This is a genomic window from Bradyrhizobium sp. USDA3516, assembly GCF_057651995.1.
Window position 1 is genome coordinate 472,836 of record NZ_JBYGYN010000004.1, and the last position, 16,391, is coordinate 489,226.

Consider the following 16,391-nt stretch of genomic DNA (forward strand, 5'->3'; position numbering starts at 1 on the left):
AATCGGGGCAATAGCGGTTGCCGCTATTTCCTGCGTTCTCTGCGGTCATGCCGGCCGTCAGCATCGGTTGGTTTCATGGCATCCAAGCCTTTCTTGCCCGGCGACAAGCCTTCCTCCTCCGATCAACAGAAGCTCGCCGCGGAGGAGGCGGCCGGGCTCGTCGACAAGCTCGCCGACGCTGCCAAGCCGGACCTCGAAGATGACGAGGATGCCGAAGGCGAGGGGGATGACGAGCTGGAGCTCGACGAGGACGACGAGGACGAGGACCTCGTCGTCTTTACCGCGCGCGAAGCCGCGGGAGCCCTTGCGACCATCGTCGGGTTCGTCAAGCCCTATCTCTCCAACTACAAGCGGATGCTGTCGTTCGTGGCATTCGGCGTCGTGGTCGAGACGTTGTTCAACGTCATCATGCCGCTCAGCCTCAAGTTCCTGATCGACGATGCGCTCGGCGAGGAGGATTTTCAGGCGCTCTACAAGATCCTCGGCGTGCTCGCCGTCGCCGGCATCTTCACCTCGATCGTTGCGGTCTGGTACGAACGCTGGGACGCGCGACTCGCCGCTTGCATCATCTCCGATGTCCGCAAACGCCTGTTCGAACACGTCCAGGACCTGCCCGCCGCCTATTTCGGCCGCACCAGGCGCGGCGAGATCCTGTCCCGCTTCTCGGTCGATCTCTCGGCCTTCGAAGGCTCGGTCAAGACCTTCGCCAACAGCGCCGCGCTGCCGTTCCTGGAGCTGATCGCCGGCATCATCCTGATGCTGTTCCTCAACTGGCAGCTCGCGGTCGTCGCGCTGCTGGTGTTCCCGATCACGCTGATCGGCCCCCGGATCCTGACGCCGAAGGCGGTGCAGGCCAATTACGAGCAGAAGCTCAACGAATCGGCGTTGCTGGGCCAAGTCCAGGAGAACGTGGCCGCGCAGGCGGTCATCAAGGCGTTCAGCCTGCAACGCAAGATGTTCGGCTTCTTCAGCTTGCGCAACGACGAGACCCGCAACAAGATGGCCTCGGCCACGTTCCTCTCGACCATGGTGGAGCGGACAGTCACCATCTCGGTGCTCCTCCTGCACCTCGTGGTGCTCGCGATCGGCGCCTATCTGGCGACTAAGGGCCACATCACCATCGGCACCTTCGTCACCTTCGAGAGCGCGTTCTGGGAAGTCTCCTACAACATCGCCCATGTGATGCATTTCATCCCGGTGTCGATCTCCTCGGCCGCCGCGATCCGCCACATCCAGGAATTGCTCGACGAGCCGACCCGCAGCGCCGATCGCCCGGGCGCGCCCGATCTGCCGCGCATCACCCACGACATTACCTTCGATCACGTCACCTTCCAGTACGAGGGCAGTCAGACGCCGGTGCTGGACAATCTCAGCCTCAAGCTCGACGCCGGCAAGCGCATCGCGATCGTCGGTCCGAGCGGCTCCGGCAAGAGCACGCTGCTCAATCTGATCCTGCGGCTCTACGTGCCCGACGAAGGCCGCGTCACCATCGACGGAGTCGACGTCCGCAAGGTGACGCTGGACTCGCTACGCCGGAGCATGGCGGTGGTGTTCCAGGAGAACATGTTGTTCAACATGTCGATCCGCGAGAACATCCGGCTCGGCAAGGAGGGCGCAACCGACCAGGAGGTGGAGGAGGCGGCCAAGAAGGCGGAGATCCACCGCTACATCATGAGCCTGCCGCAGCGCTACGACACGCCGGTGGGCGAGCGCGGCGACACGCTGTCGGGCGGCCAGCGCCAGCGCATCGCGATCGCGCGCGCGATCATCCGTAACCCCTCCGTGCTGCTGCTGGACGAAGCCACCTCGGCGCTGGACCAGACCACCGAGGCCGCGATCAACCGCACGCTGCTCAGGGTCGCCAAGGGTCGCACCATGATCTGGTCGACCCATCGCCTGACCTCGGTGGTCGAGATGGACGAGATCATCGTGATTTCAGGGGGCAGGGCGATCGAGCGCGGCTCCCATGCCGAGTTGCTCGCCAAGAACGGCACCTATCGCAAGCTGTGGAACGACCAGATCCACCAGCCCCATGGCGCGGCAGCTCGCGCCGACCACGACCGCGATGATGACGATGATGACGACGAGGAGGAGTAACCGCGGGCGTTGAGCCCGGAGCGGCCGCGTTTGATCGTCTCGTCTCACAAGCAACGCGCGGTTCAGCGCCGACTCGTCGATTCTCTGATGGAGGGCGTTCGGCCACCGCGACGCCGCTTTTTTTGCAGGCATGGCTTGGGGCAAGAGCCATCCGCAGATCGAGAAGTTCGGGCTGAAGCCCGTCAGACCGGGCATCGTGGCGGGCCGGGAAGAGCTGGTAGGCCGCGCCACCAGCCAGCAAACTGAGCGCACGCGGGAAAAAAGCCCCTCAGCTGGGTAACAAAACTATATTAAACCCGGGTATAATTGATTTCAGATCTGGCAGGTCAAGCACCCCGGTCCTATATCAGGTGGGCGCGGGAAGGCGGCCAAGAGGCTATTTTTGCAGGCGCATGAAGCGCTTTGTGACTGTCGTTTCACCTTGACTTGACCGATTCTCACTTATAGAAAGCGCCTCACTTAACGACAGGCGGTGAGCATCGCCAGCGTCGGAACGGGCCACCCGTCGATCCCCAAAGACTAGATCTGCAAGGGGTCGCAAAAGACGGGCACCAACCTCGACGAATGCCGCTCAAACGCTGTCGATCATAGCTAGGCAATGCCAGTGCGACTTTAGTTCTCTCGAGCACGTTCTCTTGAGATCGAATTCGGATGCATGACCTCAGTGCGCGGGCCGCGGCGTTACGCTGAACGGCTTCGAGACTGCGGTCCTCTGTGGCGTCGAAGCGCTTTCCGCTCGTTGATGGAGCGGTTGGCGCAATTTCGCTTTGCGCGGGTCGTTCGCGCAAGGCGGCCCCGTCGGGCGGGTAGCTCGAGCAGAATTTGCGGACCCGGTGACGGGCCGCGGCAAGACAGCGGACCTGAGAGGGGCCGCGGCAGAAAAAGGGTGAAGGCCAGAATGCCGACGATCAACCAGCTGATCGCTCAACCGCGGGAAGTGCAGAAGTCGCGCAAGAAGGTGCCGGCGCTGCAGCAGTCGCCGCAGAAGCGTGGTGTTTGCACGCGCGTCTACACCACGACCCCGAAGAAGCCGAACTCGGCGCTTCGTAAGGTTGCCAAGGTGCGCCTGACCAACGGCTTCGAGGTGATCGGCTACATCCCCGGCGAGGGCCATAACCTCCAGGAGCACTCGGTGGTCATGATCCGCGGCGGCCGCGTCAAGGACTTGCCGGGCGTGCGCTATCACATCCTCCGCGGCGTTCTGGACACCCAGGGCGTCAAGAACCGTAAGCAGCGTCGTTCGAAGTACGGCGCCAAGCGTCCGAAGTAAGCGGGAACCAAGCCTATGTCTCGTCGCCACTCTGCGGAAAAGCGCGAAGTTCTTCCGGATCCGAAGTTCGGGAACATCATCGTCACGAAGTTCATGAACTCGGTGATGTACGCCGGCAAGAAGTCGGTTGCGGAAGGCATCGTCTATGGTGCGTTCGGCATCATCGAATCCAAGACCAAGCAGAACCCGCTCGGCGTGTTCGAGCAGGCGCTCGAGAACGTCATGCCGACGATCGAGGTTCGCTCCCGCCGTGTCGGCGGCGCGACCTACCAGGTTCCGGTCGAGGTGCGCTCGACCCGCCGGCAGGCTCTCGGCATTCGCTGGCTGATCGCAGCTGCGCGCGAGCGCAACGAGAAGACGATGACCGAGCGGCTCTCGGCGGAGCTCTTGGACGCATCGAACAACCGGGGGAACGCCGTCAAGAAGCGCGAAGACGTGCACCGCATGGCGGAAGCCAACCGCGCCTTCTCGCACTACCGCTGGTAACGGCGACACACTCGGACTCGCAAGGAACCACCCATGCCCCGCCAACATGCCATCGAGGACTACCGTAATTTCGGTATCATGGCGCATATCGACGCCGGCAAGACCACGACCACCGAGCGCATCCTCTATTATACCGGCAAGAGCCACAAGATCGGCGAAGTGCACGAAGGTGCCGCGACGATGGACTGGATGGAGCAGGAGCAGGAGCGTGGCATCACGATCACCTCGGCTGCGACCACCGCGTTCTGGAACGGCAAGCGTCTGAACATCATCGACACGCCCGGCCACGTCGACTTCACCATCGAAGTCGAGCGTTCGCTCCGCGTGCTCGACGGCGCCGTCTGCGTGCTCGACTCCAACCAGGGCGTCGAGCCTCAGACCGAGACCGTCTGGCGCCAGGGCGACAAGTACAAGGTTCCGCGCATCGTCTTCGCCAACAAGATGGACAAGATCGGTGCCGACTTCTTCAAGTGTCTGTCGGACATCGTCGACCGTCTGGGCGCCAAGCCCGTCGCGATCCAGCTTCCGATCGGTGCCGAGAACAACTTCAAGGGTCTCGTCGACCTCGTGAAGATGAAGGGCGTCGTCTGGAACGACGAGTCGCTCGGTGCCAAGTTCGACTATGTCGACATTCCGGAAGACCTCGTCGACCAGGCCAAGGAATACCGCGAGAAGATGGTGGAAGCCGCTGTCGAGCTCGACGACGATGCCATGGCGGCCTATCTCGACGGCAAGGAGCCGGACGAGGCGACCCTGAAGCGCCTGATCCGCAAGGCGGTGCTGACCGGCGCGTTCTATCCCGTGCTGTGCGGTTCGGCCTTCAAGAACAAGGGCGTGCAGCCGCTGCTCGACGCCGTGGTCGACTATCTGCCGTCGCCGCTCGACGTGCCCGCGATCAAGGGCACCGACGACAAGGGCAACGAAGTCGTGCGCAAGGCGGACGACAAGGAGCCGCTGGCGCTGCTCGCGTTCAAGATCATGGACGATCCGTTCGTCGGCACCATCACCTTCTGCCGCATCTACTCCGGTGTTCTGCAGAGCGGCACCGGCGTCGTGAACTCGACCCGCGAGAAGAAGGAGCGGATCGGGCGCATGCTCTTGATGCATGCGAACAACCGCGAGGACATCAAGGAAGCCTATGCCGGCGACATCGTCGCGCTGGCCGGCCTGAAGGAAGCGCGCACCGGCGACACGCTGTGCGATCCCGACAAGCAGGTGATCCTGGAGAAGATGGAGTTCCCCGAGCCGGTCATCGAGATCGCGATCGAGCCGAAGTCCAAGGCCGACCAGGAGAAGCTGGGCGTGGCGCTGGCCAAGCTCGCCGCGGAGGATCCGTCCTTCCGCGTGTCGACCGACCACGAGTCCGGCCAGACCATTCTCAAGGGCATGGGCGAGCTCCATCTCGACATCAAGGTCGACATCCTCAAGCGCACCTACAAGGTTGACGCCAACATCGGCGCGCCGCAGGTGGCGTTCCGTGAGCGCATCACCAAGCGCGTGGAGCACAGCTACACCCACAAGAAGCAGACCGGCGGTACCGGCCAGTTCGCGGCCGTGTCGTTCATCGTCGAGCCGAACGAAGCCGGCAAGGGCTTCGAATTCGAATCGAAGATCGTCGGCGGCGCGGTGCCGAAGGAATACATCCCCGGTGTCGAGAAGGGCTTGGAGAGCGTGCTGTCGTCCGGCGTGGTCGCGGGCTTCCCCGTGGTCGACGTCAAGGTGCAGCTCGTCGACGGCAAGTATCACGACGTCGACTCGTCGGCGCTCGCCTTCGAAATCGCCTCGCGCGCCTGCTTCCGCGAAGCGCTGCAGATGGGCAAGTCGGTCCTGCTCGAGCCGATCATGAAGGTCGAGGTGGTGACCCCGGAAGACTACACCGGCTCGGTCATCGGCGACCTGAATTCCCGGCGCGGTCAGATCCAGGGGCAGGACATGCGCGGCAACGCCAACGTCATCAACGCGATGGTGCCGCTCATGAACATGTTCGGTTACGTGAACAATCTGCGCTCGATGAGCCAGGGTCGCGCGACCTTCACCATGCAGTTCGATCACTACGCAGAAGCGCCGGCCAACGTGTCGGCAGAAGTCCAGAAGAAGTTTGCCTGATTGTCGTCGGTCTCAAGTCGACGATTGAACGGAGAGTCAAATGGCCAAAGCAAAGTTTGAACGTACCAAGCCGCACTGCAACATCGGCACCATCGGTCACGTCGACCATGGCAAGACGTCGCTGACCGCGGCGATCACCAAGATCCTCGCCGAGACCGGCGGTGCGACGTTCACCGCGTACGACCAGATCGACAAGGCGCCGGAAGAGAAGGCGCGCGGCATCACCATCTCGACCGCGCACGTCGAGTACGAGACCCAGAACCGCCACTACGCGCACGTCGACTGCCCCGGCCACGCCGACTACGTCAAGAACATGATCACCGGCGCCGCCCAGATGGACGGTGCGATCCTGGTTGTGTCGGCCGCTGACGGTCCGATGCCGCAGACCCGCGAGCACATCCTACTCGCCCGCCAGGTCGGCGTGCCCGCGCTCGTCGTGTTCCTCAACAAGTGCGACATGGTCGACGATCCGGAGCTGCTCGAGCTCGTCGAGCTCGAGGTCCGCGAGCTGCTCTCCAAGTACGAATTCCCCGGCGACAAGATCCCGATCATCAAGGGTTCGGCGCTCGCCGCTCTCGAAGACTCCGACAAGAAGCTCGGCCACGACGCCATCCTCGAGCTGATGCGCAACGTCGACGAGTACATCCCGCAGCCGGAGCGTCCGATCGACCAGCCGTTCCTGATGCCGGTTGAAGACGTGTTCTCGATCTCGGGCCGCGGCACCGTCGTGACCGGCCGTGTCGAGCGCGGCGTCGTCAAGGTCGGCGAGGAAATCGAGATCGTCGGTCTCCGCGCCACCCAGAAGACCACCGTCACCGGCGTCGAAATGTTCCGCAAGCTGCTCGATCAGGGCCAGGCCGGCGACAACATCGGCGCGCTGCTCCGCGGCACCAAGCGCGAGGACGTCGAGCGCGGCCAGGTTCTGGCCAAGCCGGGTTCGGTCAAGCCGCACACCAAGTTCAAGGCTGAGGCCTACATCCTCACCAAGGAAGAGGGCGGCCGCCACACCCCGTTCTTCACCAACTACCGTCCGCAGTTCTACTTCCGCACCACCGACGTGACCGGTGTCGTGCACCTGCCGGAAGGCACCGAGATGGTGATGCCGGGCGACAACATCGCGATGGAAGTGCACCTGATCGTGCCGATCGCGATGGAAGAGAAGCTCCGCTTCGCGATCCGCGAAGGCGGCCGCACCGTCGGCGCCGGCGTCGTCGCCTCGATCATCGAGTAATTACGAGAAAAGGGACGGCGAGTAGCGAATGGTGACATTCGCTATTCGCTATTCGCCACCCACTGAAGAGAGACACGGCAATGAACGGCCAAAACATTCGTATCCGTCTCAAGGCGTTCGACCATCGTATCCTCGATACGTCGACCCGCGAGATCGTGAACACGGCGAAGCGCACCGGCGCGCAGGTCCGCGGACCCATTCCGCTGCCCACCCGCATCGAGAAGTTCACCGTCAACCGTTCGCCCCACGTCGACAAGAAGAGCCGCGAACAGTTCGAGATGCGCACTCACAAGCGCCTGCTCGACATCGTCGATCCGACCCCGCAGACCGTCGATGCTTTGATGAAGCTCGACCTGGCCGCCGGTGTCGACGTCGAGATCAAGCTCTAAGATTTTGGATCCCGTTCGCCAAAAGCGGACAAAGAGAACAGGAAGCAAGCCGATGCGCTCCGGAGTGATCGCACAAAAGGTCGGGATGACGCGGGTCTTCACGGAGGCCGGCGAACATATCCCCGTGACCGTGCTGAAGCTCGGCAATTGCCAGGTCGTAGGCCACCGCACCGAAGAGAAGAACGGTTACGTCGCGCTCCAGCTCGGTTCGGGCAGCCGCAAGACCGTTTACATGCCGAAGGCCGAGCGCGGCCAGTTCGCGGTCGCGAAGGTCGAGCCGAAGCGCCGGGTCGAGGAATTCCGCGTCACCGCCGACGCCATGATCCCGGTCGGCGCCGAGATCCAGGCCGACCACTTCGTCGTCGGCCAGTTCGTCGACGTCACCGGCACCTCGGTCGGTAAGGGCTTCGCCGGCGGCATGAAGCGCTGGAACTTCGGCGGCCTGCGCGCCACGCACGGTGTGTCGATCTCGCACCGCTCGATCGGTTCGACCGGTGGCCGTCAGGACCCCGGCAAGACCTGGAAGAACAAGAAGATGCCCGGCCACATGGGTGTCGACCGCATCACCACGCTCAACCTTCGCGTCGTCCAGACCGATGTCGAGCGCGGCCTGATCCTCGTCGAAGGCGCCGTTCCCGGTTCCAAGGGCGGCTGGATCCGCGTGCGCGACGCCGTCAAGAAGCCGCTGCCGAAGGAAGCCCCGAAGCCCGGCAAGTTCAAGGTTGCTGGCGACGCGGAAGCCGCTCCGGCTGCGCAGGAGGCGTGAGATGGAATTGAAGGTCACCACCCTCGAAGGTAAGGAAGCCGGCTCCGTCCAGCTGTCCGACGCCATTTTCGGCCTCGAGCCGCGCGAGGACATCATCGCGCGCTGCGTGCAGTGGCAGCTCAACAAGCGCCAGGCCGGCACGCACAAGGCCAAGGGCCGCGCCGAGATCTGGCGCACCGGCAAGAAGATGTACAAGCAGAAGGGCACCGGCGGTGCTCGTCACGGCTCGGCCCGCGTGCCGCAGTTCCGCGGCGGCGGTCGTGCTTTCGGTCCGGTGGTGCGTTCGCACGCCACCGATTTGCCGAAGAAGGTCCGTGCGCTCGCTCTGAAGCATGCGCTCTCGGCCAAGGCCAAGGACGGCGATCTCGTCGTGATCGAGAAGGCCGCGCTGGAAGCCGCCAAGACCAAGGCGCTGCTCGGCCATTTCTCGGGCCTCGGCCTCACCAACGCGCTGATCATCGACGGTGCCGAGCTCAACAACGGCTTCGCCGCTGCGGCCCGGAACATCCCGAACATGGACGTGCTGCCGATCCAGGGCATCAACGTCTATGACATCCTGCGCCGTCAGAAGCTCGTTCTGACCAAGGCCGCCATCGATGCGCTGGAGGCGCGCTTCAAATGAGCAAGAACATCGAGCCTCGCCATTACGACGTGATCCTGTCGCCGGTCGTGACCGAAAAGGCGACGATCGCCTCGGAGCACAACAAGGTGCTGTTCAAGGTGGCCGCCAAGGCGACCAAGCCGCAGATCAAGGAAGCGATCGAGAAGCTGTTCGACGTCAAGGTCAAGAGCGTCAACACGCTGGTCCGCAAGGGCAAGGTCAAGGCCTTCCGCGGCACCATCGGCTCGCAGTCGAACAGCAAACGCGCGATCGTGACCCTCGAAGAGGGTCACCGGATCGACGTCACCACCGGTCTGTAAGGTCGTACGACGATGGCACTGAAGACATTCAATCCCACGACGCCGGGCCAGCGCCAGCTGGTCATGGTCGATCGTTCCGCCCTCTACAAGGGCAAGCCGGTCAAGGCGCTCACCGAAGGCAAGAAGTCCTCGGGCGGCCGCAACAACACCGGCCGCATCACCGTGCGCTTCCGCGGCGGCGGTCACAAGCAGACGCTGCGTACCGTCGACTTCAAGCGTGAGAAGATCGACGTGCCCGCGACCGTCGAGCGTCTCGAGTATGATCCCAATCGCACTGGATTCATCGCCCTGATCAAGTATCAGGACGGCGAGCAGGCCTACATCCTGGCGCCGCAGCGCCTGGCGGTGGGCGATACGATCATCGCCGGCAATTACGTCGACGTGAAGCCGGGCAACGTCATGCCGCTCGGCAACATGCCGGTCGGCACGATCATCCACAACATCGAGGTCAAAATCGGCAAGGGCGGCCAGCTGGCGCGTTCCGCCGGTACCTACGCCCAGCTCGTCGGCCGCGACCAGGACTACGTCATCATCCGCCTGAACTCGGGCGAGCAGCGCCTGGTGCACGGCCGTTGCCGCGGCACGATCGGCGCGGTGTCGAACCCGGATCACATGAACACCTCGATCGGCAAGGCCGGTCGCAAGCGTTGGATGGGCCGCAGGCCGCACAACCGCGGTGTCGCGATGAACCCGATCGACCATCCGCACGGCGGTGGTGAAGGTCGTACCTCGGGCGGCCGCCACCCGGTCACCCCGTGGGGCAAGCCGACCAAGGGCAAGAAGACCCGCACCAACAAGTCGACCAACAAATTCATTCTCCTAAGCCGCCACAAGCGGAAGAAGTAAGGAACGCCGGACATGGTTCGTTCAGTCTGGAAAGGCCCGTTCGTCGAGGGTTCTCTGCTCAAGAAGGCAGATGCCGCGCGCGCGTCCGGCCGTCACGACGTCATCAAGATCTGGAGCCGTCGCTCGACGATCCTGCCGCAATTCGTCGGCCTGACCTTCGGCGTCTACAATGGCCAGAAGCACGTGCCGGTGGCCGTGAACGAGGAGATGGTCGGTCACAAGTTCGGCGAGTTCTCGCCGACCCGGACCTTCCATGGCCACTCCGGCGACAAGAAAGCCAAGAAGGCTTGAGGATTAAACGATGAGCAAACCTAAGCGCGAACGGAGCCTCGCCGACAACGAGGCCAAGGCGGTCGCCCGGATGCTGCGGGTGAGCCCGCAGAAGCTCAACCTGGTCGCCCAGCTCATTCGCGGCCGGAAGGCGTCTGCCGCGCTCGCCGACCTGCAGTTTTCGCGGAAGCGGATCGCGGTCGACGTGAAGAAGTGCCTGGAGTCGGCGATCGCCAACGCCGAGAACAACCACGACCTCGACGTCGACGATCTCGTCGTGGCGCAGGCCTTCGTCGGCAACGGCCTCGTGATGAAGCGCTTCGCCGCCCGCGGCCGCGGCCGCTCGGGCCGTGTCTACAAACCGTTTTCGCAGCTGACGATCATCGTTCGTCAGGTCGAAGCTGAAGCCGCCGCTTAAGGGCGCAGGAGAACACGATGGGTCAAAAGATCAATCCGATCGGTCTGCGTCTCGGCATCAACCGGACCTGGGATTCCCGCTGGTTCGCCGGCAAGCAGGAATACGGCAAGCTGTTGCACGAGGACGTCAAGATCCGTGAGATCCTGCACAAGGAGCTCAAGCAGGCGGCCGTCGCCCGCATCGTGATCGAGCGTCCGCACAAGAAGTGCCGCGTCACCATCCACTCGGCCCGTCCGGGCGTGGTGATCGGCAAGAAGGGCGCCGACATCGACAAGCTGCGCAAGAAGGTCGCGGACATCACCTCGTCCGACGTCGTCATCAACATCGTCGAGATCCGCAAGCCGGAGCTCGATGCGACGCTTGTGGCCGAGTCGATCGCGCAGCAGCTGGAGCGCCGCGTGGCGTTCCGCCGTGCCATGAAGCGCGCCGTGCAGTCGGCGATGCGTCTCGGTGCGGAGGGCATCCGCATCAACTGCTCGGGACGTCTGGGCGGTGCGGAAATTGCGCGCATGGAGTGGTACCGCGAAGGCCGCGTGCCGCTGCACACGCTGCGTGCCGACATCGACTACGGCGTTGCGACCGCGTTCACGACCTTCGGCACCTGCGGCGTCAAGGTTTGGATCTTCAAGGGCGAGATCCTCGAGCACGATCCGATGGCCCAGGACAAGAGAATGGCCGAAGGCGAGACCGGCGGCAGTGGCGATCGCGGTGGCCGTCAGCGCCGCGAGACGGCCGCTGCCTAAGGCCAGACAGGAATTTGAGGGCTCAAAGCCATGATGCAACCTAAGAAAACGAAGTTCCGGAAGGCGCATAAGGGCCGCATCCACGGCGTCGCGTCTTCGGGCGCGACGTTGGCGTTCGGCCAGTTCGGACTGAAGGCGACCGAGCCTGAGCGCGTCACCGCGCGCCAGATCGAAGCCGCCCGCCGCGCGCTGACCCGCCACATGAAGCGCGCCGGCCGCGTCTGGATCCGCGTGTTCCCCGACGTTCCGGTGTCGAAGAAGCCGGCCGAAGTCCGCATGGGCTCCGGCAAGGGTTCGCCGGAATTGTGGGTCGCGCGCGTCAAGCCGGGCCGGGTGCTGTTCGAGATCGACGGCGTCAACACCCAGACGGCGCGTGAGGCGCTGACCCTGGCGGCCGCCAAGCTGCCGATCAAGACGCGCTTCGTCGAGCGCATTGCGGAGTAATGGCCATGGCACAGATGAAGATCGAAGACATCCGCGCGATGAGCCCCGACCAGCAGGATGAGGCCATCCTGAACCTGAAGAAGGAGCGCTTCAACCTGCGCTTCCAGCGCGCCACCGGGCAGCTCGAGAACACCTCGCGCCTGCGCGAGGCCCGCCGTGACATCGCCCGGATCAAGACCGTCGCCGCGCAGACGCGCGCGAAGAAGAAGTAAGAGGCTTACGAAGATGCCGAAACGTACTTTGCAGGGCGTGGTCGTCAGCGACAAGCAAGCCAAGACCATCGTGGTGCGCGTCGACCGCCGCTTCACCCACCCGATCTACAAGAAGACGATCCGCCGTTCGAAGAACTACCACGCGCACGACGAGAGCAACCAGTTCAAGCCGGGCGACATGGTGTGGATCGAGGAAACGAAGCCGATTTCGAAGTTGAAGCGCTGGGTCGTGATCCGGGGCGAACACAAGAAAAGCGCCTGATCTGTTGGCTTTAGCCGACTGACTTCAGGGAAATGTTGAGCGCCGGCTGGGCTGGCGCAAAGAGAAAGAGGACGAGGTGCATCAATGATTCAGATGCAGACCAACCTCGACGTGGCCGACAATTCTGGCGCACGCCGTGTCATGTGTATCAAGGTGCTCGGGGGCTCCAAGCGCCGCTACGCCACGATCGGCGACATCATCGTCGTGTCGATCAAGGAAGCCATTCCGCGTGGCAAGGTGAAGAAGGGCGACGTGATGAAGGCCGTCGTGGTGCGCGTCCGCAAGGACATCCGCCGCGCCGACGGCTCGGTCATCCGCTTCGACCGCAACGCCGCCGTGCTGATCAACAACCAGTCCGAGCCGGTCGGCACCCGTATCTTCGGGCCCGTGCCGCGCGAGCTGCGCGCCAAGAACCACATGAAGATCATCTCACTCGCGCCGGAGGTGCTGTGATGGCTGCGAAGATCCGCAAGGGCGACAAGGTCGTCGTGCTGACCGGTCGCGACAAGGGCCGCACCGGCGAAGTGTTCGAGGTTCGCCCCGACGCCGGCACCGCGCTGGTGCGCGGCATCAACATGGTCAAGCGTCACCAGAAGCAGACGCAGGCCCAGGAGGGCGGCATCATCTCGAAAGAGGCGCCGATCCAACTGTCCAACATCGCGTATGTCGGCAAGGACGGAAAGCCGACCCGCGTCGGATTCAAGATTCTGGCGGACGGCAAGAAGGTCCGCATCGCCAAGAGCTCGGGAGCTGAGATCGATGGCTGAGGCCGCTTACACGCCGCGCCTGCGCGCGGAATACGACGCGAAGATCCGCACGGCTCTGACCGAGAAGTTCGGTTACGAGAACGTCATGCAGGTTCCGCGCCTGGACAAGGTCGTGCTGAACATGGGCGTTGGCGATTCCGTCAACGACCGCAAGAAGGCCGAGACCGCCGCCGCCGAATTGACCCAGATCGCCGGCCAGAAGGCGATCGTCACCTATTCGCGCATCGCGATCGCGACCTTCAAGCTGCGTGAGAACCAGCCGATCGGCTGCAAGGTCACGCTGCGCAAGGCCCGCATGTACGAGTTCATCGATCGCCTGGTGAACGTCGCGCTGCCGCGCGTGCGCGACTTCCGCGGCCTGAACCCGAAGAGCTTCGACGGCCGCGGCAACTACTCGCTCGGCATCAAGGAGCACATCATTTTCCCCGAGATCGACTTCGACAAGGTCACTGAAGCCCGCGGTATGGACATCACGGTCTGCACCACGGCCAAGACCGACGAAGAGGCGAGGGCCTTGTTGACCGCTTTCAATTTCCCGTTCCGGCAGTGAGACGCTGACTTAGAGCCTCTCAAACGCGGATACCCAGGAGCCAAGCATGGCAAAGAAGAGTTCAGTCGAGAAGAACAACCGGCGCAAGCGGATGGTGAAGAACGCCGCCGCCAAACGCGAGCGGTTGAAGGCGATCATCGCCGACAAGACGCTGCCGATGGAGGAGCGGTTCGCCGCGACCCTGAAGCTCGCGGAAATGCCGCGCAACTCGTCGGCGACCCGCATCCGCCTGCGCTGCGAGCTGTCGGGCCGTCCGCGCTCGAACTATCGCAAGAACAAGCTGTCCCGTATCGCGCTGCGCGAGCTTGGCTCCAAGGGCATGGTCCCGGGCCTCGTGAAGTCCAGCTGGTAAGGAGGGTCGTTTAGATGTCTACGCACGATCCAATCAGCGATCTGATCACCCGTATCCGCAACGCGCAGATGCGCTCCAAGACGAAGGTGTCCACGCCCGGCTCGAAGATGCGCGAGAATGTGCTCGAGGTCCTCAAGACCGAAGGCTACATCCGCGGTTACGCCACGGTCGAGCACTCCTCGGGCCGCAGCGAGATCGAGATCGAGCTGAAGTATTTCGACGGTGAGCCCGTCATCCGTGAGATCGAGCGGGTCTCCAAGCCTGGGCGTCGTGTCTACGCTTCGGTGAAGGCCTTGCCGCGGGTCAACAACGGGCTCGGCATTTCGGTGTTGTCGACGCCGAAGGGGATCATGGCCGACCACAGCGCGCGCGACGCGAATGTGGGCGGTGAAGTCCTCTTCACGGTGTTCTGAGAAGGATTTTTCATCCATGTCACGAGTTGGCAAAAGGCCTGTGGCGGTTCCGTCGGGTGTGACCGCGACCGTCGACGGGCAGACCGTCAAGATGAAGGGGCCGAAGGGCCAGCTTCAGTTCGTCGTCCACGACGACGTCGAGGTGAAGCTCGAGAACGGCCAGGTGAAGGTGAACCCGCGGGTCGAGACCAATCGCGCGCGGGCACTCTACGGCACCGCTCGCGCCCAGGTCGCGAATCTGGTCGAAGGCGTCACCAAGGGCTTCGAGAAGAAGCTCGAGATCACCGGCGTCGGCTATCGCGCCGCGATGCAGGGCAAGAACCTGCAGCTCGCGCTCGGCTACAGTCATGACGTGATCTATCCGATCCCCGAGGGGATCACGATCACCGTGCCGAAGCCGACCGAGATCACGGTGGCGGGCAGCGACATCCAGCGCGTCGGCCAGGTCGCCGCCGAGATCCGCTCCTATCGTCCGCCGGAGCCCTACAAGGGCAAGGGCGTGAAGTATGTGGGCGAATTCATCTTCCGCAAGGAAGGCAAGAAGAAGTAACGGAGCCGGTCATGTCGAAAGCCAAGGTTACGAATGCCCGGCGCAAGCGGAGTGTGCGACTGAAGCTGCGCCGTTCCGCCGGCGGCCGTCCGCGCCTGTCGGTGTTCCGCTCGTCCAAGCACATCTACGCCCAGGTCATCGACGACCTGAAGGGCGAGACGCTGGCCTCTGCTTCGTCGCTCGAGAAGTCGATGCGCGACGGCGGCAAGACCGGTGCCGACATCGATGCGGCGAAGGCGGTCGGCAAGCTGCTGGCCGAGCGCGCTGCAGAGAAGGGTGTCAAGGAAGTCGTGTTCGATCGCGGCAGCTATCTCTATCACGGGCGCGTCAAGGCTCTTGCCGATGCAGCGCGTGAGAGCGGGCTGAGATTCTAACGGAATTTGAGGATTGAGGCGTAAGTCTCTGAAGGATTAGAAAAATGGCAGAACGCGAACAACGTGGTGGACGCGATCAACGCGGCGGCGGACGTGAACGCAGGGAGCGCGAGGAGCGCGACAGCGAGTTCGTCGACAAGCTCGTCCACATCAACCGCGTGGCCAAGGTCGTCAAGGGCGGCAAGCGCTTCGGTTTCGCAGCGCTGGTCGTGATCGGCGACCAGAAGGGCCGCGCCGGCTTCGGTCACGGCAAGGCGCGCGAAGTGCCCGAGGCGATCCGCAAGGCGACCGAGTCCGCCAAGCGCAACCTGACGCGGGTGTCGCTGCGCGAGGGCCGCACGCTCCATCACGACATCGCCGGCCGTCATGGCGCGGGCCGTGTCTATCTGCGTGCAGCTCCGGCCGGTACCGGCATCATCGCCGGCGGCCCGATGCGCGCCGTGTTCGAGACGCTCGGCGTCCAGGACGTGGTGGCGAAGTCGATCGGCTCGTCAAACCCGTACAACATGGTGCGCGCGACCTTCGACGCGCTGAAGCACCAGGATTCGCCGCGTTCGGTCGCAGCCCGCCGCAACATCAAGGTGTCCACCCTCCAGTCCCGCCGTATCGGCGGCGATGCCGAGGCGGCCGCCGACTAACGGAAGCTTTTCGGAGTAGACTCCCATGGCCAAGGCCGTAAAGACGATCAAGGTCGAGCAGACCGGCAGCGCGATCCGCCGCCATCACTCGCAGCGCTCGACCCTGATCGGGCTCAAGCTCAACAAGATCGGCCGCACCAGCGAACTGCCAGATACCCCGGCGGTCCGCGGCATGATCGAGAAGGTTCACCATCTCGTCCGCATCATCGACGAGAAGTAAGCAAAGGCGCGCGGTCCCGGAGAGCGGGAAGCGGTTTTCGGCGAAGATCGTGCGCAAGACACAAGG

General features: G+C 63.6%; 25 protein-coding genes. All 25 read left to right on the plus strand.

Features of this window, described 5'->3' with window-relative positions; all coding sequences use genetic code 11:
* Positions 1-75: 75 nt before the first annotated feature.
* The 25 genes from AC24YW_RS16630 (at position 76) to rpmD (ending at position 16,325) form a co-directional block, all read left to right on the plus strand.
* Positions 76-2,097, plus strand: a complete 2,022-nt coding sequence (locus AC24YW_RS16630) for an ABC transporter ATP-binding protein (protein WP_487483748.1) — start codon at positions 76-78, stop codon at positions 2,095-2,097.
* 898 nt (positions 2,098-2,995) lie between these two features.
* The gene (gene rpsL / locus AC24YW_RS16635; protein ID WP_007603006.1) at positions 2,996-3,367 is read left to right on the plus strand and encodes a 30S ribosomal protein S12; all 372 of its coding nucleotides are present in this window, start codon (positions 2,996-2,998) and stop codon (positions 3,365-3,367) included.
* A gap of 15 nt (positions 3,368-3,382) precedes the next feature.
* Positions 3,383-3,853 carry a 30S ribosomal protein S7 gene (gene rpsG, locus AC24YW_RS16640; protein WP_018647239.1) on the plus strand — a complete coding sequence of 157 codons (471 nt, stop codon included), beginning with the start codon at positions 3,383-3,385 and terminating at the stop codon, positions 3,851-3,853.
* A 33-nt stretch (positions 3,854-3,886) separates the two neighbouring features.
* Entirely contained in the window at positions 3,887-5,959 is a 2,073-nt protein-coding gene (fusA, locus tag AC24YW_RS16645; RefSeq protein WP_487483749.1) for an elongation factor G, read from the plus strand.
* A 40-nt stretch (positions 5,960-5,999) separates the two neighbouring features.
* On the plus strand, positions 6,000-7,190 hold the full coding sequence (gene tuf, locus AC24YW_RS16650) for an elongation factor Tu (protein WP_024342447.1): 1,191 nt from the start codon (positions 6,000-6,002) through the stop codon (positions 7,188-7,190).
* An 80-nt stretch (positions 7,191-7,270) separates the two neighbouring features.
* Positions 7,271-7,579 (plus strand): 30S ribosomal protein S10, encoded by a 309-nt coding sequence (gene rpsJ, locus AC24YW_RS16655; RefSeq protein ID WP_002712302.1) that lies wholly within the window; start codon positions 7,271-7,273, stop codon positions 7,577-7,579.
* A 52-nt stretch (positions 7,580-7,631) separates the two neighbouring features.
* The gene (gene rplC / locus AC24YW_RS16660; protein ID WP_025036993.1) at positions 7,632-8,345 is read left to right on the plus strand and encodes a 50S ribosomal protein L3; all 714 of its coding nucleotides are present in this window, start codon (positions 7,632-7,634) and stop codon (positions 8,343-8,345) included.
* 1 nt (position 8,346) lies between these two features.
* Positions 8,347-8,967 carry a 50S ribosomal protein L4 gene (rplD, locus tag AC24YW_RS16665; protein WP_018647243.1) on the plus strand — a complete coding sequence of 207 codons (621 nt, stop codon included), beginning with the start codon at positions 8,347-8,349 and terminating at the stop codon, positions 8,965-8,967.
* Positions 8,964-9,266 carry a 50S ribosomal protein L23 gene (locus AC24YW_RS16670; RefSeq protein ID WP_025036992.1) on the plus strand — a complete coding sequence of 101 codons (303 nt, stop codon included), beginning with the start codon at positions 8,964-8,966 and terminating at the stop codon, positions 9,264-9,266. The genes rplD and AC24YW_RS16670 overlap by 4 nt, the downstream gene beginning before the upstream one ends.
* Positions 9,267-9,278: 12 nt before the next feature.
* On the plus strand, positions 9,279-10,112 hold the full coding sequence (rplB, locus tag AC24YW_RS16675; protein ID WP_024342450.1) for a 50S ribosomal protein L2: 834 nt from the start codon (positions 9,279-9,281) through the stop codon (positions 10,110-10,112).
* A 12-nt stretch (positions 10,113-10,124) separates the two neighbouring features.
* Positions 10,125-10,403: a 30S ribosomal protein S19 gene (rpsS, locus tag AC24YW_RS16680; protein WP_008136357.1), complete on the plus strand. Its 279-nt coding sequence runs from the start codon at positions 10,125-10,127 to the stop codon at positions 10,401-10,403.
* Positions 10,404-10,413: 10 nt separating this feature from the next.
* Positions 10,414-10,800, plus strand: coding sequence for a 50S ribosomal protein L22 (rplV, locus tag AC24YW_RS16685; protein ID WP_008549264.1), 387 nt, complete (start codon positions 10,414-10,416; stop codon positions 10,798-10,800).
* Positions 10,801-10,817: 17 nt separating this feature from the next.
* Positions 10,818-11,543 (plus strand): 30S ribosomal protein S3, encoded by a 726-nt coding sequence (gene rpsC, locus AC24YW_RS16690; RefSeq protein ID WP_061876881.1) that lies wholly within the window; start codon positions 10,818-10,820, stop codon positions 11,541-11,543.
* A gap of 30 nt (positions 11,544-11,573) precedes the next feature.
* Positions 11,574-11,987 carry a 50S ribosomal protein L16 gene (gene rplP, locus AC24YW_RS16695; protein WP_008136349.1) on the plus strand — a complete coding sequence of 138 codons (414 nt, stop codon included), beginning with the start codon at positions 11,574-11,576 and terminating at the stop codon, positions 11,985-11,987.
* A gap of 5 nt (positions 11,988-11,992) precedes the next feature.
* Positions 11,993-12,199, plus strand: a complete 207-nt coding sequence (gene rpmC, locus AC24YW_RS16700; RefSeq protein ID WP_157280557.1) for a 50S ribosomal protein L29 — start codon at positions 11,993-11,995, stop codon at positions 12,197-12,199.
* Positions 12,200-12,212: 13 nt separating this feature from the next.
* Positions 12,213-12,461, plus strand: coding sequence for a 30S ribosomal protein S17 (gene rpsQ / locus AC24YW_RS16705; protein ID WP_024342452.1), 249 nt, complete (start codon positions 12,213-12,215; stop codon positions 12,459-12,461).
* Between the two features lie 84 nt (positions 12,462-12,545).
* On the plus strand, positions 12,546-12,914 hold the full coding sequence (rplN, locus tag AC24YW_RS16710; RefSeq protein WP_007603030.1) for a 50S ribosomal protein L14: 369 nt from the start codon (positions 12,546-12,548) through the stop codon (positions 12,912-12,914).
* Complete coding sequence (rplX, locus tag AC24YW_RS16715) at positions 12,914-13,228, plus strand: 50S ribosomal protein L24 (RefSeq protein ID WP_011088142.1); 315 nt, start codon at positions 12,914-12,916, stop codon at positions 13,226-13,228. Before rplN ends, rplX begins: the two co-directional genes overlap by 1 nt.
* Complete coding sequence (gene rplE, locus AC24YW_RS16720; RefSeq protein ID WP_025036988.1) at positions 13,221-13,778, plus strand: 50S ribosomal protein L5; 558 nt, start codon at positions 13,221-13,223, stop codon at positions 13,776-13,778. The genes rplX and rplE overlap by 8 nt, the downstream gene beginning before the upstream one ends.
* Before the next feature lie 46 nt (positions 13,779-13,824).
* Positions 13,825-14,130, plus strand: coding sequence for a 30S ribosomal protein S14 (gene rpsN / locus AC24YW_RS16725; RefSeq protein WP_028137018.1), 306 nt, complete (start codon positions 13,825-13,827; stop codon positions 14,128-14,130).
* 14 nt (positions 14,131-14,144) lie between these two features.
* Positions 14,145-14,543, plus strand: coding sequence for a 30S ribosomal protein S8 (rpsH, locus tag AC24YW_RS16730; protein WP_063701834.1), 399 nt, complete (start codon positions 14,145-14,147; stop codon positions 14,541-14,543).
* 16 nt (positions 14,544-14,559) lie between these two features.
* Positions 14,560-15,093, plus strand: a complete 534-nt coding sequence (gene rplF, locus AC24YW_RS16735) for a 50S ribosomal protein L6 (RefSeq protein ID WP_487483750.1) — start codon at positions 14,560-14,562, stop codon at positions 15,091-15,093.
* A gap of 11 nt (positions 15,094-15,104) precedes the next feature.
* Positions 15,105-15,467 (plus strand): 50S ribosomal protein L18, encoded by a 363-nt coding sequence (gene rplR, locus AC24YW_RS16740; RefSeq protein ID WP_487483751.1) that lies wholly within the window; start codon positions 15,105-15,107, stop codon positions 15,465-15,467.
* A 44-nt stretch (positions 15,468-15,511) separates the two neighbouring features.
* Positions 15,512-16,105 (plus strand): 30S ribosomal protein S5, encoded by a 594-nt coding sequence (rpsE, locus tag AC24YW_RS16745; RefSeq protein ID WP_025036985.1) that lies wholly within the window; start codon positions 15,512-15,514, stop codon positions 16,103-16,105.
* Positions 16,106-16,130: 25 nt separating this feature from the next.
* Entirely contained in the window at positions 16,131-16,325 is a 195-nt protein-coding gene (gene rpmD, locus AC24YW_RS16750) for a 50S ribosomal protein L30 (RefSeq protein ID WP_487483752.1), read from the plus strand.
* Positions 16,326-16,391: the final 66 nt, after the last annotated feature.

What these genes read in the sequence shown, in the direction of transcription:
- AC24YW_RS16630 (WP_487483748.1), top strand. Translation starts at nt 76, where the DNA reads ATGGCATCCAAGCCTTTCTTGCCCGGCGACAAGCCTTCCTCCTCCGAT.
- rpsL (WP_007603006.1), top strand. Translation starts at nt 2,996, where the DNA reads ATGCCGACGATCAACCAGCTGATCGCTCAACCGCGGGAAGTGCAGAAG.
- rpsG (WP_018647239.1), top strand. Translation starts at nt 3,383, where the DNA reads ATGTCTCGTCGCCACTCTGCGGAAAAGCGCGAAGTTCTTCCGGATCCG.
- fusA (WP_487483749.1), top strand. Translation starts at nt 3,887, where the DNA reads ATGCCCCGCCAACATGCCATCGAGGACTACCGTAATTTCGGTATCATG.
- tuf (WP_024342447.1), top strand. Translation starts at nt 6,000, where the DNA reads ATGGCCAAAGCAAAGTTTGAACGTACCAAGCCGCACTGCAACATCGGC.
- rpsJ (WP_002712302.1), top strand. Translation starts at nt 7,271, where the DNA reads ATGAACGGCCAAAACATTCGTATCCGTCTCAAGGCGTTCGACCATCGT.
- rplC (WP_025036993.1), top strand. Translation starts at nt 7,632, where the DNA reads ATGCGCTCCGGAGTGATCGCACAAAAGGTCGGGATGACGCGGGTCTTC.
- rplD (WP_018647243.1), top strand. Translation starts at nt 8,347, where the DNA reads ATGGAATTGAAGGTCACCACCCTCGAAGGTAAGGAAGCCGGCTCCGTC.
- AC24YW_RS16670 (WP_025036992.1), top strand. Translation starts at nt 8,964, where the DNA reads ATGAGCAAGAACATCGAGCCTCGCCATTACGACGTGATCCTGTCGCCG.
- rplB (WP_024342450.1), top strand. Translation starts at nt 9,279, where the DNA reads ATGGCACTGAAGACATTCAATCCCACGACGCCGGGCCAGCGCCAGCTG.
- rpsS (WP_008136357.1), top strand. Translation starts at nt 10,125, where the DNA reads ATGGTTCGTTCAGTCTGGAAAGGCCCGTTCGTCGAGGGTTCTCTGCTC.
- rplV (WP_008549264.1), top strand. Translation starts at nt 10,414, where the DNA reads ATGAGCAAACCTAAGCGCGAACGGAGCCTCGCCGACAACGAGGCCAAG.
- rpsC (WP_061876881.1), top strand. Translation starts at nt 10,818, where the DNA reads ATGGGTCAAAAGATCAATCCGATCGGTCTGCGTCTCGGCATCAACCGG.
- rplP (WP_008136349.1), top strand. Translation starts at nt 11,574, where the DNA reads ATGATGCAACCTAAGAAAACGAAGTTCCGGAAGGCGCATAAGGGCCGC.
- rpmC (WP_157280557.1), top strand. Translation starts at nt 11,993, where the DNA reads ATGGCACAGATGAAGATCGAAGACATCCGCGCGATGAGCCCCGACCAG.
- rpsQ (WP_024342452.1), top strand. Translation starts at nt 12,213, where the DNA reads ATGCCGAAACGTACTTTGCAGGGCGTGGTCGTCAGCGACAAGCAAGCC.
- rplN (WP_007603030.1), top strand. Translation starts at nt 12,546, where the DNA reads ATGATTCAGATGCAGACCAACCTCGACGTGGCCGACAATTCTGGCGCA.
- rplX (WP_011088142.1), top strand. Translation starts at nt 12,914, where the DNA reads ATGGCTGCGAAGATCCGCAAGGGCGACAAGGTCGTCGTGCTGACCGGT.
- rplE (WP_025036988.1), top strand. Translation starts at nt 13,221, where the DNA reads ATGGCTGAGGCCGCTTACACGCCGCGCCTGCGCGCGGAATACGACGCG.
- rpsN (WP_028137018.1), top strand. Translation starts at nt 13,825, where the DNA reads ATGGCAAAGAAGAGTTCAGTCGAGAAGAACAACCGGCGCAAGCGGATG.
- rpsH (WP_063701834.1), top strand. Translation starts at nt 14,145, where the DNA reads ATGTCTACGCACGATCCAATCAGCGATCTGATCACCCGTATCCGCAAC.
- rplF (WP_487483750.1), top strand. Translation starts at nt 14,560, where the DNA reads ATGTCACGAGTTGGCAAAAGGCCTGTGGCGGTTCCGTCGGGTGTGACC.
- rplR (WP_487483751.1), top strand. Translation starts at nt 15,105, where the DNA reads ATGTCGAAAGCCAAGGTTACGAATGCCCGGCGCAAGCGGAGTGTGCGA.
- rpsE (WP_025036985.1), top strand. Translation starts at nt 15,512, where the DNA reads ATGGCAGAACGCGAACAACGTGGTGGACGCGATCAACGCGGCGGCGGA.
- rpmD (WP_487483752.1), top strand. Translation starts at nt 16,131, where the DNA reads ATGGCCAAGGCCGTAAAGACGATCAAGGTCGAGCAGACCGGCAGCGCG.